At 63.7% G+C, this 15,379-nt stretch carries 10 protein-coding genes and 9 tRNA genes; 12 read left to right on the plus strand and 7 right to left on the minus strand.

Annotated features, from left to right (window positions below):
- Positions 1–149: 149 nt before the first annotated feature.
- From ACYVOK_RS04065 to ACYVOK_RS04075, 3 genes are read right to left on the minus strand one after another with little or no spacing between them, the layout of a single operon-like run.
- A complete protein-coding gene (locus ACYVOK_RS04065; protein WP_460660866.1) occupies positions 150–1,394 on the minus strand; it encodes an MFS transporter in 1,245 nt (414 codons plus the stop codon).
- Entirely contained in the window at positions 1,394–1,627 is a 234-nt protein-coding gene (locus ACYVOK_RS04070) for a DUF397 domain-containing protein (RefSeq protein ID WP_460660867.1), read from the minus strand. Before ACYVOK_RS04070 ends, ACYVOK_RS04065 begins: the two co-directional genes overlap by 1 nt.
- 3 nt (positions 1,628–1,630) lie before the next feature.
- Entirely contained in the window at positions 1,631–2,497 is an 867-nt protein-coding gene (locus tag ACYVOK_RS04075) for a helix-turn-helix domain-containing protein (protein ID WP_460660868.1), read from the minus strand.
- A 71-nt stretch (positions 2,498–2,568) separates the two neighbouring features.
- Here ACYVOK_RS04075 and ACYVOK_RS04080 point away from each other — a divergent pair, with 71 nt between their 5' ends.
- The gene (locus ACYVOK_RS04080; protein WP_460660869.1) at positions 2,569–3,438 is read left to right on the plus strand and encodes an alpha/beta fold hydrolase; all 870 of its coding nucleotides are present in this window, start codon (positions 2,569–2,571) and stop codon (positions 3,436–3,438) included.
- A 7-nt stretch (positions 3,439–3,445) separates the two neighbouring features.
- Here ACYVOK_RS04080 and ACYVOK_RS04085 read toward each other — a convergent pair whose 3' ends face one another.
- From ACYVOK_RS04085 to ACYVOK_RS04100, 4 genes are all read right to left on the minus strand, one after another.
- Positions 3,446–7,126, minus strand: a complete 3,681-nt coding sequence (locus tag ACYVOK_RS04085; protein ID WP_460660870.1) for a YobI family P-loop NTPase — start codon at positions 7,124–7,126, stop codon at positions 3,446–3,448.
- Positions 7,127–7,619: 493 nt separating this feature from the next.
- Positions 7,620–8,756, minus strand: a complete 1,137-nt coding sequence (locus ACYVOK_RS04090) for a hypothetical protein (protein ID WP_460660871.1) — start codon at positions 8,754–8,756, stop codon at positions 7,620–7,622.
- A 460-nt stretch (positions 8,757–9,216) separates the two neighbouring features.
- Positions 9,217–10,992 carry a tyrosine-type recombinase/integrase gene (locus ACYVOK_RS04095; RefSeq protein WP_460660872.1) on the minus strand — a complete coding sequence of 592 codons (1,776 nt, stop codon included), beginning with the start codon at positions 10,990–10,992 and terminating at the stop codon, positions 9,217–9,219.
- A gap of 102 nt (positions 10,993–11,094) precedes the next feature.
- A tRNA-Thr gene (locus ACYVOK_RS04100) sits at positions 11,095–11,170 on the minus strand.
- 1,208 nt (positions 11,171–12,378) lie between these two features.
- Between ACYVOK_RS04100 and ACYVOK_RS04105 the strand changes: the two genes are divergently transcribed.
- From ACYVOK_RS04105 to ACYVOK_RS04155, 11 genes are all read left to right on the plus strand, one after another.
- Positions 12,379–12,454 (plus strand) — tRNA-Pro (locus ACYVOK_RS04105).
- A 92-nt stretch (positions 12,455–12,546) separates the two neighbouring features.
- Positions 12,547–12,620 (plus strand) — tRNA-Arg (locus ACYVOK_RS04110).
- Between the two features lie 2 nt (positions 12,621–12,622).
- Positions 12,623–12,699, plus strand: a tRNA-His gene (locus ACYVOK_RS04115).
- Between the two features lie 10 nt (positions 12,700–12,709).
- Positions 12,710–12,786 (plus strand) — tRNA-Leu (locus tag ACYVOK_RS04120).
- A gap of 80 nt (positions 12,787–12,866) precedes the next feature.
- Positions 12,867–13,313, plus strand: a complete 447-nt coding sequence (locus ACYVOK_RS04125; protein WP_460660873.1) for an HNH endonuclease — start codon at positions 12,867–12,869, stop codon at positions 13,311–13,313.
- A 33-nt stretch (positions 13,314–13,346) separates the two neighbouring features.
- Positions 13,347–13,419, plus strand: a tRNA-Gln gene (locus ACYVOK_RS04130).
- 29 nt (positions 13,420–13,448) lie between these two features.
- Positions 13,449–13,541: transfer RNA gene (locus ACYVOK_RS04135), tRNA-Ser, on the plus strand.
- A 1-nt stretch (position 13,542) separates the two neighbouring features.
- Positions 13,543–14,763 (plus strand): RtcB family protein, encoded by a 1,221-nt coding sequence (locus tag ACYVOK_RS04140; protein WP_460660874.1) that lies wholly within the window; start codon positions 13,543–13,545, stop codon positions 14,761–14,763.
- 82 nt (positions 14,764–14,845) lie between these two features.
- Positions 14,846–14,934, plus strand: a tRNA-Ser gene (locus tag ACYVOK_RS04145).
- A 35-nt stretch (positions 14,935–14,969) separates the two neighbouring features.
- A tRNA-Tyr gene (locus ACYVOK_RS04150) sits at positions 14,970–15,052 on the plus strand.
- Positions 15,053–15,111: 59 nt separating this feature from the next.
- Entirely contained in the window at positions 15,112–15,306 is a 195-nt protein-coding gene (locus ACYVOK_RS04155) for a hypothetical protein (protein WP_460660875.1), read from the plus strand.
- Positions 15,307–15,379: the final 73 nt, after the last annotated feature.

The raw sequence follows: 15,379 nt of genomic DNA on the forward strand, positions 1-15,379 counted from the left end.
ACTGCATAAGTCGCATGCTAAGCGTATGCAGTTTTATGCAGTAGTCAAGCCATGGGCAGCAGCAGCGGTCGCGGCGGACCGAGTCCGGACACGCAGCGAGGCCCCGGTCCAGCTCAGAACCGGGGCCTAGGAAGTCGGTAAGCCGGGAACTATCGCAGGCTCTGCGAGCGCATGAGACGGGGCAGCAGTACCACCGATGCAAGGGCGAGGATTCCACCGGCGAGCAGCAGGGTGCCCCGAAGGCCGACCAGAGTAGCTAACGCTCCACCGAGCAGTGCGCCGAGAGGAGCGGCACCATTGCCGATCGTGCGGAAGGCAGTTACGACCCTTCCGAGCATCTCCCGCGGGCTAAGTTGTTGGCGCGCCGATGTCACGGTGACGGTGACGAATGTTGACGCCATACCGGCGACCATGAGCGCGATCCCCGCCACGAATGGCTGGTCAGTCAGCGCTATTGCCGGCCAGACCAGGGCACGCGTGACCAGCGACGCCATGACAAGTTTGCGTGCTCCCCAACGGCGCAGGGCACGCGGAGCAATCGGGCCTGCCACAACGCCGCCGACCGCCAGGGCCGCGATCAGGAGGCCATATCTGGCGGGGCTGAGATCGAGGCCATCGCCGTCAGCGGCGTAGAGGACGAGTACGACCAGCGCACAGTTGGTCGTGAGGTTCGCTACTCCGGTCAGGAGCGCCAGAGTTCGAAGTTCTCGATGACCCAGCAAGAAGGCACCGCCGGCGCGGATGGCGGCGCGTACGGATTCGTGCTGGTTAGTTGCCCGGGGCCTCGATTGCGGGCGCACGAAGGCGAGGCAGATCGACGAGAAGGCGAACGAAACCGCGTCTGCGAGGAACGGAAGCCATGCCGTCACGGCGTAGGCGACAGACCCAACGGGAGGTCCTACTAGAGACGCGCCCGCAACGTCGAGGGACGACATTCGGGCGTTCATGGTGTCGCGGACTTCCGGCTCAGCTTCGGTCAGATCCGCGACCAACGACTGCTGCGCAGCCCCATGGAAGATCGAACCGGACACCACGAGAAAGGCAGAGAAAGCTAGGATAGGGACTGAGATCGCGTGGGTGGCAAACGTAACCACAAGCAGCGCGATGACTGCTGCACGCAGCAGGTCGCTCAGGACCAGCACCCGCCTGGTCGGCCATCTGTCCACGAGCGCGCCCGCGATCGGTGCGACGACGAGCCATGGGAGCAGACCAACCGCCGAAACTGCGGCGACGGACGCTGCAGAGCGGTCGATGGCTGCCGCTGCAAGAGGAACGGCGGCTGTCCACATTCCATCGCCGAGGGACGAGACGCCGACGGCTGAAAGCACGAGCCGCCGACTGCGGGCGGCTTGGGCGGCGATCTGCTGGCGTCTCGCGCCCTCGACGTTCGGCATTAGAAGTCGGCGGGCTTCACAGAGCCGTTCGCGATCCCCTTGACAAAGTGATCCCAGGACTTGCGCGGAATTCGTACAACAGCACCGGAGGGATCTTCGCTGTCGCGAAGAGCCACCCAGCCGTCTGGGCCGTCGGCAATGTAGACGCACGCGCCATCGTCGCTCGTGTTGCTCTTCCTCCAGCCCGCGAACTCTTCCAGGCTAGGGACGTTCGACGCAGAATCGTTGGCCACTCGCTAGCTCCTCTCGGTTCGAATCAGTTGCCGCAACAGCCTAATCGACTCATCTGCGTCTAGCGCGGCGTCGGCCATTCGGCTCCACGTCAGCTCAAACGCCGCAACCTGGTCGGCTCCTGAGAATGCCATGTGAATGGCGGGCGTCTCCATTCGGACGACCGGCGGCTCGTCGGGATCTTTGAGTGTGACCATGACAAAGCCGACCATCGGTGCGACGACCAGCTCGGCGTCGAGCGGGATCACGCGGATGCTGATGTGCGGCGCCTCCGCGAAGTCGATCAGCCTCTGCCACTGCTCAGCGCGCGTACCTGGCGGGCAACCCATCGGACGCCACCGAATCCCGGCCTCCATCAGAACGGCGTCATACCGCGGGCTGCGCGCCTTCAAAATCCGCCGGCCGCGCTCCATCCGGTCGGCCACTGCTTGCTCAACATCGATCTCACCCGTGAGATTGCTGCCCGTGATAGCCGCTCGGGCATAGTCAGGGGTCTGGAACGGGCCTGGCACGAGATAGGGCTGAAAATGCCGGATCTCGCGCGCGACCTTGTCCGTCGCCATCAGCTCGCGCTGGCGTCCGGCCAAGGAGCCCTTCAGTACGGCTTGCCACTCGGACAGTTCGGTCAGGGCATCTTCAGCGAGTTTCAGGAGCTGGTCGCGCTCGCGAGCCGTCACAGATGTGGCGTCGGCCCACGCCTTGACATCGGAAATCTTGGGCTTCACTACTGAGTTCTCGATTCGGCTCACCCGCGATTGGGTGGTGCCGATCCGTCTCGCCAACTCGGGACCGGTCAAGCCTGCCCTCTGGCGGAATCTGCGCAGCTCGCGTCCAAGCCTCCTGCGCTTGTCGAGAGGCGTGTCGTCAGCCATACACTCGTTCCCGTCCGACAGTCGATATGCAATCCTATGCGAGGCAAGCCTGAGGACGCTAACTTGGATCTATGGCCACCAGCCAGGTAGACGCACGGAAGCTCGATGTTCACGGCACCGGACTCGCCGTGTACACCACCGGAGAAGGGACTCCGCCGGTCGTCCTTATCAGCGGCCTTGGCGACACTGCGAGTGTCTGGACATCAGTCACCGCGCGGCTCGAGAAGTTGACCACGATCGTGTCGTACGACCGCTCGGGGTGCGGGGGCAGCGACGATTTGCCGTCCCAACAGGCGTCCAGGCCTCTGCCTGCCAGCTGGGCAGCAGCGCAGCTACGTGAACTGCTAAAGATTGCCGGCGTCACGCACCCAGTCGTTCTCGTCGGTCATTCGCTGGGCGGTCAGATTGCTGACGCGTTCGCGATCAGATGGCCGGCCGCGGTCGCCGGGCTCGTCCTGGTCGACGCCGTGGACCCAAGACTCAACCTCGCCACCGATCCAGCGCGGCCAGAGCTAGACGACGCCGTTCCGACCCGTGCTGGCCGCGGCTGGAGGTGGGACGTTGCGGCGAGCGCTGATGAGTACGCCGCTGTGGAGCCGTCGGTACGACCCCCGACGGTTGTTGTCGGCAGCGCAATCTGGCGGTGGTTCCAAGCCAAGCGGCCAGAGCTCTACCGCCCGCTCTCGTTGGCCGAGGTCGACCAGAGATGGCAACTGGCGCAACTGCAATACGCACGTCGGTGGAGGGGCGAATTGATAATTGCACATGAGGCCGGCCACCGGCTGCACGAGGAGGCACCTGGCCTGCTGGCCACGGCGATTGCTGCCACAACTGAGGCTGCAGTATCCGGCAAACCCATTCGCCTCGATCGCTCACTCGTGCGCCAGAATGGCGGGTCAGTCCGGCCAACCTCGCCAGCCGTACCGGAAGCGGTGCACTGACCACGCCCTATTGGCTATGCCGAGCGACCTGGACGAGATTTTTCAATCGGACCTTCCTCGGTGGCTGCAGATGCCCGCTCTTGGCCAGCCGATCGAAGAGCTCGCGACTGTCCGCTGATATGGTCACAGGGGCAGTGCTAGTGGAGGCGGGAACGCTACGGTACGGCTCAGGCATGGCGCCAAGGACTGAGAACGTGTCCTCGATTGGCATCTGGTCCATTTGCCGAACGAGGAGCTGCAGGACGAGCTCAGGTTGCGCCCCCGCTCCAGTCAAGGCGACCAAGACGGAGGAAGCGACGGGAAGATCTTCCGCGAGCGCCTCGGCGGTCACGACATTCGCGGCTGTTTGGCTCATATCTCGGAGCGACGCCCGTCCTTCCAAGACGGCAGTCTTGACGACGGGAGACACATTCGCGCTGCGGAATAGGTTCGTCAGATCCTCGTTAGAGAGATCCAAATGCGGCAGATACTCGGCAAACTCCTCCGAGGCGTTGATTAGGCGCTCCTTGGTCATCCAATCGGCGCTGTCGATGCGAACGAAGGCGAATTGATCGTCAGCCAGAACGCCCGCATCCACGAGATCCGGAACAACGGGACCGATCGGCCTACTGATGCTCTGCGCCGAGACAAGACTGTCCAAACTCACTAAGAGCGGCTCGAGTCGTCCTAGTGGCACGTGCTCACTGTTCGCGATTCGCACTGCGAGAGCGTTTCTGTCGGAATCTGCCGCTGACTCGGCATCCTCCACAGCGCCAGCGTCGGCTAGCAGTCGACCCAGGTCCTCGTCAACGTCGTCGGCAACCTCAAGATACGCGGTGACATTCGAGATTGACACGTGGCACCTCTGTGAGGCGATGACGGCCGGCCAGATCGATTCCGGCACATCGCGTAGATCATCGACTCGGCATTCCGGGGCTGCTCGATCCAGCACCTCGCGGAGGTGGTCATGTGAGGCATCGCTCAACGCGTTGAGCACGGAGACGAAGGTCGCGGGGTCCTCGACCGAATATAGAGTCGGATCCTCGCGAAGAACGGAGATGTAGTCCTCGAGGCGATCAATCGCATGTTCCTGTACACCCGGGTCGGCGGCCGCCAACGCGTCGAGTGACAGGCCGGCGTTTGGTGAGCCCAGGGCGGCCGTTAGGTTCGCGCGGTTGACTCGGTAGGCATTCCATGCAACGACTTGCTCGCGCACCTCCGAAACCATCCGGGCGAGATTGGGAAATTCGAGACCGAGACTTGCTGACACCATGGCGATCACCTCCGCAGATCCGCCATCCAACGCGGTATCAGTAAAAGCCGGCATCGCATCAGCCACGTTCTCAATCGCGTGACGCACAGCCTCGCTGCTGTTGTACTCCAAGTCCGGCGATGCGCTTGCCAGGGCTGCGCTGAACCAACGCGGGGCCTCCGCCGGATTGACGTTACTGGCGTCCACAAGGTAAGCGAAGATCTCGCCCCACAGCGGACTTAGCCGCCGGATGAGTCCGGCGCGATGCTGACCCGCAGAGATATAGGCGTCCAAAAACAGCCGGTCCCCGGCGCCACCGCGGGAGAGCTTGGCAATGGCAGGTTTGATGAGCTCGTTTCCACCGTCCGAAAGAAGGTAATCGAAAATGTCAACGTTGTAGGCGCCTTCTTCTCCGAGGAAGTCCGGACCCAACTCTTCGACCAAAGCCTCAATGTCGGACGGCGAATCGAAGCGATAATGGAAGTCCTGAGTATCCTGCTGAAGGACATGCAAGATGAAGTTCATCGCCGAGGGTCCGACATGTACGCCGTAATACTGCGCGACATAGAGAGCGAAGTTCTGGTCTATATACCCAGCCGCCAAGAGATCGACCACCAAAGTGGACCTAAGTACCTGGTCAGCCAGGTCCCGCAGAGGAAGCTCTTCTTCGCCGACGGTGATAGTGAGATCTGTCCGGTTGAGGATGCTCGCCAAGTCTGCCCGACGTAGCGTTTCGACCTCATCCCGGATTGAGTCGATCTCGACTCGCAACGAGGACCGGACGTTATCCATCCAGTCTGTCGGTCGCAACTTCGTACCCAGGATGGTTTCGAGTTCGCCCTGGTGGAGGACTTTAGACGCTCCGGTAGGGAGTACCATTTCAACTCGCACCGGGTCGACCAGGACGTCGCGCCAGAACCTGGCATCAGTAGCCTTGTCTGCGGTATGTGCGGTTCCGTTGGCACGCAGCTGTATCTGCTGAAGTTGATAATGGCTGTATCCAATAAAATGGTATACGAGCTTGAGGAACTCGACCAGGCGCTCCCCTCGCTCCTGACATCGCTCCGGGGTGAGCGCGGATGCAGTTAAGCGGCGTCGCGCCTGGCGGATGCGCAATTGTCGAATTGCGATCTGTTCATTTACGAGTTCTCGATATGCGTTGTAGACTTGATCAAGCCTGCTATCGCCAGTCTTGATCTTCTCGAAGTCACTCAGGTAAAGGTTCTTGTAAACCATCATTGCAAACAACTTGTCCGCACTAAGCCCTGCGAGACCGGTTGGCGGCAAGACTTTGGTTTGGAAGACTTCGTACTCGTTGCGAATGTTCCGAATCAGACGCATGTCGGTGATGTGGCTTGCAACGAGCTTGATCACTTCACCCGAAGGGACATGAGGACTATCCGCCATTTCCTTCGCGATGAGGTCTCGCGAAGTGCGGTAGGTGATAAAAGGCACCATGGGCACAACGAGGTCGAAGAACTTCGTTCGACTTGTGCTGGGCGCGTCGATTTGATTGGCTGCGTTGCGCGTCAGGTCGAGCCGTGCACCGTCCATCGTCTCCGGCTGGCCGTCGGACAGCTCCGCGTCTAGTAGCTCGAAGATGCTGTCGCGGACTGCATAAATGAACCGAATCGGGCTATCTGCCTCAAGCTGCTTTGCACTGTTGAGGATGGTGTTCAACCCGCGGAGCGTCTCGAAGATGTATGCATCATTGAACCGATCCAGATCCTCAAAGATGACTACCCGGCATTTCGACACTGCGAAGAAGTAGACGATCTCGTCTAAGTAGTCATCGAAGTATGAGTTGCTGCTTCCAGTCAGCGAGATCGACGCAGGACCGGCCGAAAGCTTCTCAAGCCAGATGCGGCCCCTGAATCGCCACTGTGTCAGAAGGACCGCAGCGCCGACCAGGCCAGCGGCGAGGAGGAGTAGGTCCCAGTTGCTTCCGAGCCGCTGGGGTCGTCCTACCAGTTTGACGAGAGCAACTACAGCTGCCGAACCGGCAATGGCCCAGGTCAATGCCAGAGTCCACCTGAATGGCTGGATCCTGTGATACCTCGATGCCCGCATCCTCGAGGGAGGTTCGCGATAGAGAAGTTGTTTGACGATCTCCTTCTGGATCTGGTTGGTGACGCTGCGGTCCGGGCTCGTGTCAGGTTCACCATCGTCGGAGCCCGTGATCCCTAGGCTCGACAAGGAAATGCTAATGGCATGTTTCTTGGAGTCGATGCTGGTGAGCAGTCCCTGTATAACGCTGCTCTTCCCGCTGCCGTAGTGCCCGGTGAGGGCGATGTTGCGGGGCGCAGTGGCGTTCACCCGCTCGAGAGCATCGCGAAGGATGTCGACATAGAGGCCATGGTGCTTCTCGTCGTACCTGGGGCCAAGTTCTCGCAGAGTCGGTGAACTCACATCCGTGGGTTCGGGGGCGCCTTCACGATCGCGGGAATCTCTCGACATGTTCAAATGTTAGGCGCCTTCGCTGCAGACCAGGGATCGGAGCAGCCGCACGGCGACCCCGACGCGGCGGTCACCGATTCTCAGTCGGTACGGGCGGCCGCCGGTGGTATCCGATGGATGTCGGTGTCGGGCGGGCGACCAGGTCAGTTTGGGCGCGTGGCGAGTCGATGGGATGGAACCCTCTCGTCGCCACGCGGGTCAATGTACGCATGATCGGTGGCGATTCGCGCCGCCACCTCGGGACCGTCGTCGACGGTCCCGATCTAAACCAGCTCGTCGATGCTGGGACTGGCTCGGCCTACCGGTGGCAGGGCTCCGGCGCCGACCCCATTGGCCTGCGCACGCACGCGGCCGACGTGGAGCGACCGAGGACGGCAACTCGGACTCAAAGGATGCCGCCCGCCTCGCTCTGCGGGGCGAGCAGGCTCGCCCATGCCCAGACTGGGCCCGAAGCTAGGCCGGCAGCTAAACGGGGCAATACCCAGGTAGTGCTTCATTGGGCCCGCTGGCGCGGCGTACTTCCTACAATGATTGCCTTCTGCGCGAGAAAGTGGAGAACCTGTATATCGGCGCTCAGCCGACCTGCCTCCTCGGAGAATGGTAACAACGGAGAGGACTGCCTCGCACCACCGTCAACCTTTGAATGTACTATTCGACAACGAATCGCGTATACCCGCCTTGCGAGCTGGTCGCGGATATCGCTTCCCTTGTCCTGAAGATTTAACTGCGGGACGCCAGCTAAGATCCGCTTGCCTGTCAAGTCTTTCTGGACAGATTCGTGCGAAATGATGAAATCAAGCAGATTCTCCTTCGTGACCGTTCCCCGGAATGTGGCCTGAAGCTGATCTTCCTCGCTCCCTCGAGAACCGATGCCGGTCGATGCGATCTGCAGAATCCGCGAGAGATCGTCATCGCTGTCCGCCCGAAATCGTGGATCCTTCAGTTCCTCGCGGAGTGCAGTAATCGACTGTCGCTGGAGGTGATGAGGAAAGTAGTACTCAAGGACTTGGTAATAGGCCAAATACTCGAGCAGGGGCAGACCTCTCGCGGACCGGGCATACCAATACAGGGACAACGAGTCAGCGGAATACCGATTCTGCGGCCATTTCGGCGCCGGAAGCTGCTGGTTGGCCACACCGCCACGGGTTTCGGATCGGCCCCTCGGGCGACGACGCAAGTCGAAGCCCGCGCCATACTTGAGATCGAACTCGAAGGCAAGATCGTTTCTAATCTCCTCCAAGACGGATACCGCCTCATCGTGTCCCTGAAAGGGAACACCCGAGATCCGAATGGTTTCGCTATCCAGAAGGTGGTCAAATACCGCGAATCGCTCGCTAGCAGTGCCGATCTCAACTTTGACGCCGACCGGCAGGCCGCTAATCTCAACACGCCAGGGAGGAGGGTGGAGCGAGAATTCCCTGAGGCGCGCGTCGGGATATTCTCTGGACTCGTGTACCCAGGTCTGACCGCGCAGGTTCGTATAGACCGGCAGGTACATTGGGCCAAGTCCAGTTATCGATGCTTCGATGACGCCGTCGGCAAAGAAGTAGGCGTGATATGGCGACAATGCCGTAATAGAGAAGGGGCCGAGAGTGAGTATCTCCGCCGCCTGCTCCTTCGTGACAATCACCCGAACACTTCCTCTGCCAGCTTTTACAATTAGACGAAGCATCCAGTCGGGATATCGCCCCTGCACCCCAGGTCTCTGTACCCATTCCCATCCCACACCCCACTCATCCGCGCGCGAACATAAGATCAGCCGCGGGTCATCCGGAGCGAGCGTGTCGGGAATCGCCTTATATGCAACGGAATCGCTCGCCCCAGAGTTCGAACTGCTCGAGCCCTCAGTCATTACTCCCCCACTGCTCGGCGCCGTTGACACGTGGGTGTCAGTATGCCAGCCGGAGGTCGATCCTCATGCCGCGCCAACCGGTAGCTGCGAAGGCGCTCGACATAACTGTCAGCCCGACTTCGCCTGACGGCTGACCGGTCGTCGTAGCAGCAAACGACGCTCCTCCTTTGGTTGAGCTTTACATGCGTTCAAACGGGCCACCCGGATGTGGTTTGCAAATCTCCCGTCGTCTGCGTACTCACGGGGCGGCGGCGACGTACGTTGCAACCACCGCTTGGTCGACAGCCGCGCGGACGATCAGTTCGAAGTCGTCGACTTCCGAGGGCTGGCAACCGTGGCGCTTGACCGCGCCGAGCAGCAAACGATGCAGAGACCCGGTATCGGTGGGGTCGGCCAGCGTGCGAAGCGTTGCGATCGGGACGCCGAGCCGGCGTACTTCCAGCTCAAGCGGCATTGGTGCGCCCGCCTCGCCCACCTGGTTTGGTCGTACTTCGGCGACAGCGACGTCCGGCTCGGCCGTTCGGGGCGCGACCAGCGTCGGCATCCCAGGCTCGACCCGAACCAGGCCCCATTCGCTTAGGAGCTGTACTGCTCGCAGCGCCGTCGACGGCGAAATGCCATGTTGCTTCGCCAGGTCCTTGACCGATGGAATCGGCAGTCCGATAGCCAGACCGCCTTCGTAGATACGGTCACGCAGCTCGACGGCGAGCTTCTCGAAGGGGTGCTTCGGATCGATCTCGACTCGCGGCGGAAGGTCTGCAAGGCGCGGGCGCGGAGGCATCCGCGGCGCGATGGTACCGGCTGCGCGCTGGTCAGCTTCCGATACCCAGGCCGAGTAATGGCGCATCGTTGTGACGCCTCCGCTGCCGTGACCGAGACGACCAGCAACCTGGCGAATGTCCAGGCCGGCGGCGAGCAGTTCGGTAGCGTTGTAGGTGCGCAGCTTGTGGATGGAGGTCTCGATCCCGAGCCGGCTCACAAGTCGGCTGTACCGCTGTGTGACTGAGTCGGGCCTCAGGTGATCCCGACCGCCTGGGTCGCGAGAGAAGACGAATGCATCGCCTGCCAGCTCGACGCCGACAGCACGAGCGCGCCCGACACAGCGCTCCCGATGCTCGGACAAGACGAGCACGGTATCAGGGTCCAAGACGATTCGACGGTCGCCCTCGTTCTTGGTGTCCTTCTCCCACGTCGTCTTCCCGTACTGCCCAATCGACCGCTGGACGTGGAGGACGCCATTGGCGAGGTCGACGTGGCGCCAGCGGATCCCACAGAGTTCTCCCCGGCGGTTCCCGGTGACCATCGTGAGCCAGAGCAGCGTGCCCCAGTCGGGGTCCTTCCACGCCTCGGCAATGATCCTCGCCGCCTCGTCCGCCGATGGAGGGCGAGGATTCGACTTTGGCGCCGCCGGCGCCTCGGCGAAGTCGATCGGGTTCACCGAGACCCACTTCAGGCGAACGGCCCGCCGGAACGCTCCGCTGAGGATCTGGTGAATGTAGAGAATGCTCGACTCACTCAACGGCTTGCAAACGTGCCGCTTACAGCGCCCGTCACAGTCGTGCGGTTGGGTCGTCCGATGCTGAACCTGGGCTCGACCGTCGCAGTGGTCGCGGCACCGTCGTAGCTCTGAGTAGAAGGAATCGGTGATGTCGGCGTTGATAGCGCGGACCTTGTGCCGCCCGATGCAGGGGATGATGTGCTTCTCAGCCTGGCTGCGGTAGTTGATGCGAGTCTTGATGCCAAGCTTGGCGTCGGCGAGGTGCCGCTCGATAAGCTGGCGCACCGTTGCGTCGGTGCGGGGATGACGACGCTCGTAGACCTCATGGATGAAGCCCGCAAGGATCCTCTGCGCTTCGGCCTCGGCGTTCGGCCCGGCTGGCACCGTCTCGCGGAGGTAGATCCGATCCTTGGTGACGGGGTCAGTGCCGGCGTAGAGCGAGACCCTAAGGGACCCCGATGGCAAGGTCTCGATCTGGCCGCGGGACCGCTTCAGCTTCGACTTCTCCTTGGCCATGCGGGGGATCATAGGACCCGTTCGCACCACGTTCCGCACCACGGCCTGCTCAGAGCGAACGAAACCCCAGCATCAGAGTGGCCTCTGACCTGGGGTTTTGGGTGGAGCCGCCTGTCGGAATCGAACCGACGACCTTCTCATTACGAGTGAGACGCTCTGCCGACTGAGCTAAGGCGGCGGGTGGCCCGGGGGCCGAGGCAAGAGTGTAGCGGGAGGGGTGGGGAGATTCCGAATCGGATACGTCTATAGGCGGGAATCGGGCGGCGATCGGGCTGCTCCCGGGCGCCGGAGGTCTTCTCAGGAGACCCGTGGCGTCTCCGCTCCCGGCGGTTCTCGGGTCTGGGGTCGGTGCCGTTGCCGACGCGGTCGGCGCAGTGGCTCGCCGCTGCGCAGGTCCCGGGGCGGTGGGATAGCCGGCCCGGTCGGCGCGGTGGCTCGCCGGCGCGGGCCCCAGGGCGGTGGGATAGCCGGCCCGGTCGGCGCGGTGGCTCGCCGGCGCAGGTCCCGGGGCGGGGGATAACCGGCCCGGTCGGCGCGGTGGCTCGCCGGCGCGGGCCCCGGGGCGGTGGGACAGCTGGCCCGGTCGGCGCGGCGGCTCCCGGCGCAGGCCCCAGGGCGGTGGGATAGCCGGCCCGGTCGGCGCGGCAGCTCGGCGGTGCGTAGGTCCCGGCGCGGTGGGGGTGTTGTGTCCGTTGGCGTGTGGTTTGGCGGTGGTCTGGAGTGGGGCGGTGAGGGGTCGATCTAGGTCGGGCGGTGGTTGGGGGTGGTGGTGGGGTCCTTGTGGTGGGGCGGGGCGGTGGCCGGGGGTGGGTGAGGGCTTCGTGGAGGTGAGTGGTGGGTGGGCTGATTTTCGGAGGTCCGAGCGGGTGGGCGGGCCGCGGGAACTTGGGGTGGTGGGGCGCGTCGGAGGGGTGGGAAATGGGAGGGGAACAATTGATGTGGGAAATGCGTTGACTTCTTTGTGGGGGTTGGGTGAGACTAATGGCCGCGAGGAACTACGGATCGAGGAGACGACTGTGACCGGGAAATGGAACGCGATGAGGGCGTGGCGAGAGGCCATTGCCTTGTCGGCGTGCCTGCGACCGGTGCGCGAGGATCGATCCGGCAGTGAAGAGGTTTTCTATCACCAGCTCGGCACCGAGCTGAGCCCGAGGTACGGCGGCCCACCTGTGTGATCTCCAGCGGGAGATCGTCCCAGGGAGCCGTCTGCGCCGGGTATCCGGCTCCAGGCGGCTCTTTTCTTTTGTCCGCATCATCCCGCTTTTCCCGTGACCGGTGCGCAATTCCACCGGTGCTTTTGCGCGGCATTCACGGATGCCGACCCGAACAATTGACAACTGGACATTCATCGCATTTTCCCGGGGTGCCTGCGTGCCCCCGGGAGGACCAGCTGTGGGCCAGTGGCCAGGCCACCTCATTTGGGTTGAGGACGACGGGGGTTCGAGTCCCTCCAGCTGGACCAGGCGCCCGCAGCATGCTCAGCTACCGGCCGAGCGGGCGCCACGAACGTGCCCTGCGACGGAAATCCGCACCACATCCGGCGCAGGGCACCCGACGCCCGTGGCTCAACGGGAGAGAGCACCGGCCTACGAAGCCGGGGAGTGCAGGTTCGAGTCCTGCCGGGCGTGCTGTGTCCGAGGCGGAAGTGGTCGATGCACCGGGATGTGGACCCGGAGGAAGCGGGTTCGAGTCCCGCCGGACACCCCAGTAGATACCTGCGGCCCTCGCCCAATTGGTAGAGGCAGCTGGCTTAGGACCAGAAGGTTCGGGGTTCGAATCCCCGGGGCCGCACCACCTGACCGACCCGTCGTCGACACCGAGATCACCGACCTGCCGGCATGCGGTCGGGCACACTGGAAGGGAGGAGGAACCACATGAGCGGTGTGATCGTGCTCAACGCCTCGTACGAGCAACTGCATGTCGTGTCGGTCCCGCACGCCATCCGGATGCTCGTCCGGGAGGTCGCCGTCGTCGAGGAAGCGCACGACGGCGCGAACATCGGCCCGTTCCCTCTCCCCCGCGTGCTCCGGCTGGTCCGGTACGTCGTGATGAAGTGGCGGTACGCCTCCGGACGTCTGCAGTACACGCGAGCCGGCGTACTGAAGCGCGACAGGTACACGTGCGCGTACTGCGGTAAGCCCGGCGCCACGACCATGGACCACGTAGTGCCGAGATCACGTGGTGGACGTGGTGAGTGGCTGAACGCTGTCGCCGCACACGCGTCCTGCAACGAGAAGAAGGGCTCACGCACGCCCGAGGAGGCCGGTATGCCGCTGCTGTGGCAGCCGTGGATCCCGTCGCGTGCGGAGTTGGCGATCTGACGCGGTGCCCACCTGGTGCCGCGTCGGACGCGATGCCAGGTGGGCGACGGTGTCCCACCCTCGGTTCTGACCCGAGGTCCCGCAGGTTCGAGCCCTGCCCTGGCAGCGGTACGCCGTACTCCACGGCGTGCACCTGGTGAGATAAGCCGAGTGTCAGGCCTAGCGGCAGCCGTCTCGAAAACGGCCGGTCCTTCGAGGGACGTCTGGGTTCGAATCCCAGTCTCACCGCATGCACACGATCGAGGAGAGTGAGGAGATGAACGTGGAGTTCCCGGTTGAGCTCAGTGGGGCCAAGAGCTCCACGCTCATGTGGGCGCATGAGCACGAGGTGGGCGCGCAGGCGCTGCAGCAGCTGCGGAACATCGCCGCGCTGCCGTGGGTGCACGGTGTCCGGGTGATGCCGGACGTCCACCTCGGCAAGGGTGCGACCGTCGGGTCGGTGATCGCGATGAAGCAGGCGGTGTCGCCGGCCGCGGTCGGGGTCGACATCGGGTGTGGCATGGAAGGCGTGCTCACCTCGCTGACGGCCGCTGACCTGCCGGACGACCTGTCGGCGATCCGGTCGCGGATCGAGGCCGCCGTACCGGTCGGGTTCCGGGCGCACGAGGACCCAGTCAGTGTGCGCAAGCTCGGGCTGGACCGCGGTTGGGACCGGTTCTGGGGTTCGTTCTCGAGCCTGCACGACGGGGTGCAGGACCGGGAGAAGAAGGCGCAGCAGCAGATGGGGTCGCTGGGTGGCGGCAACCACTTCATCGAGGTCTGCCTCGACGACGAGGACCGGGTCTGGCTGATGCTGCACTCCGGGAGCCGGAACATCGGCAAGGAACTGGCCGAGCGGCACATGCGGATCGCGAAGGCGCTGCCGCACAACGCCGATCTGCCGGACCGCGACCTCGCGGTGTTCCTGGCCGGTACGCCGGAGATGGACGCCTACCGGCGTGACCTCAGCTGGGCGCAGGAGTACGCGTCCCGGAACCGGGCCGTCATGCTGGCGCTGGTCATGCAGGCGGTGCGGGAGTCGTTCACGCAGGAGGTCCGGTTCGAGCAGCCGATCTCGTGCCACCACAACTACGTGGCCGAGGAGCACATCGACGGGCTCGACCTGCTGGTCACCCGCAAGGGTGCGATCCGAGCGGGGCGCGGGGACCTCGGGCTGATCCCGGGGTCGATGGGCACCGGCTCGTACGTCGTCCGCGGACTTGGCTCCGAGCGGTCGTTCTACTCGGCCTCGCACGGGGCAGGCCGGCGGATGAGCCGCAACGAGGCGAAGCGCCGGTACACGGTCGACGACCTGATCGCCCAGACCGCCGGGGTCGAGTCCCGCAAGGACGCCGGAGTCCTGGACGAGCTGCCGGCGGCGTACAAGGACATCGAGTCGGTGATCGCGGCCCAGGCCGATCTGGTCGAGGTCGTCGCCCACCTCAAGCAGGTCATCTGCGTGAAGGGTTAGTGGTACGGCGGCCGCCGTCGTCAGGGGAGACGGCGGCCGCCGGTGGAAGCAGCCGCTCGGGGTGGGGGCCTCGGGCGGCGCTGGTGAGGTCCGCCTGTTGGCAGGGGCAGCGGTTTGCTAAACCGTCGGCCGGGTTCACCTGGTCCGCGAGTTCGAATCTCGCTCTCACCGCGAGCAGTGCTCGGCGAGCAGCCGACACGCGATGAGCAGGAGCGCCACCGTGGGAGAGCTGGGGCGGGTTGTAAACCCGTTGTCGCGTACTGAGCAGGTTCGAATCCTGTCTCCTGCACGTTCCAGGGCAAAGGTGCTCTGGGCAACCAATTGATCTGCAAGAGAGGAGGACCGGCCATGGCCGACCTCAGGAACAGAAAGCGAGTGCCCGGCGGCAGGACCGGTGCTCCGGTGAAGCAGGGTCACGCGATGCGCCGGGTGCGGCTCGCGTGCGGGCATGTGCAGCGCGACCGGATCGCACACCGCGGCGATCACGTCTGGTGCGAGGCCGACTGCTCCGACTGGGTCCGCGTTGTCTCGGTCGAGGAGTGACCACACGTGGTGCGCCGTCCCGCGGCGTACCACCGACCCTCTGGTGACGGATGCACGCCTGGCTCTCCGAAGG

This window comes from Kribbella swartbergensis (assembly GCF_054784135.1).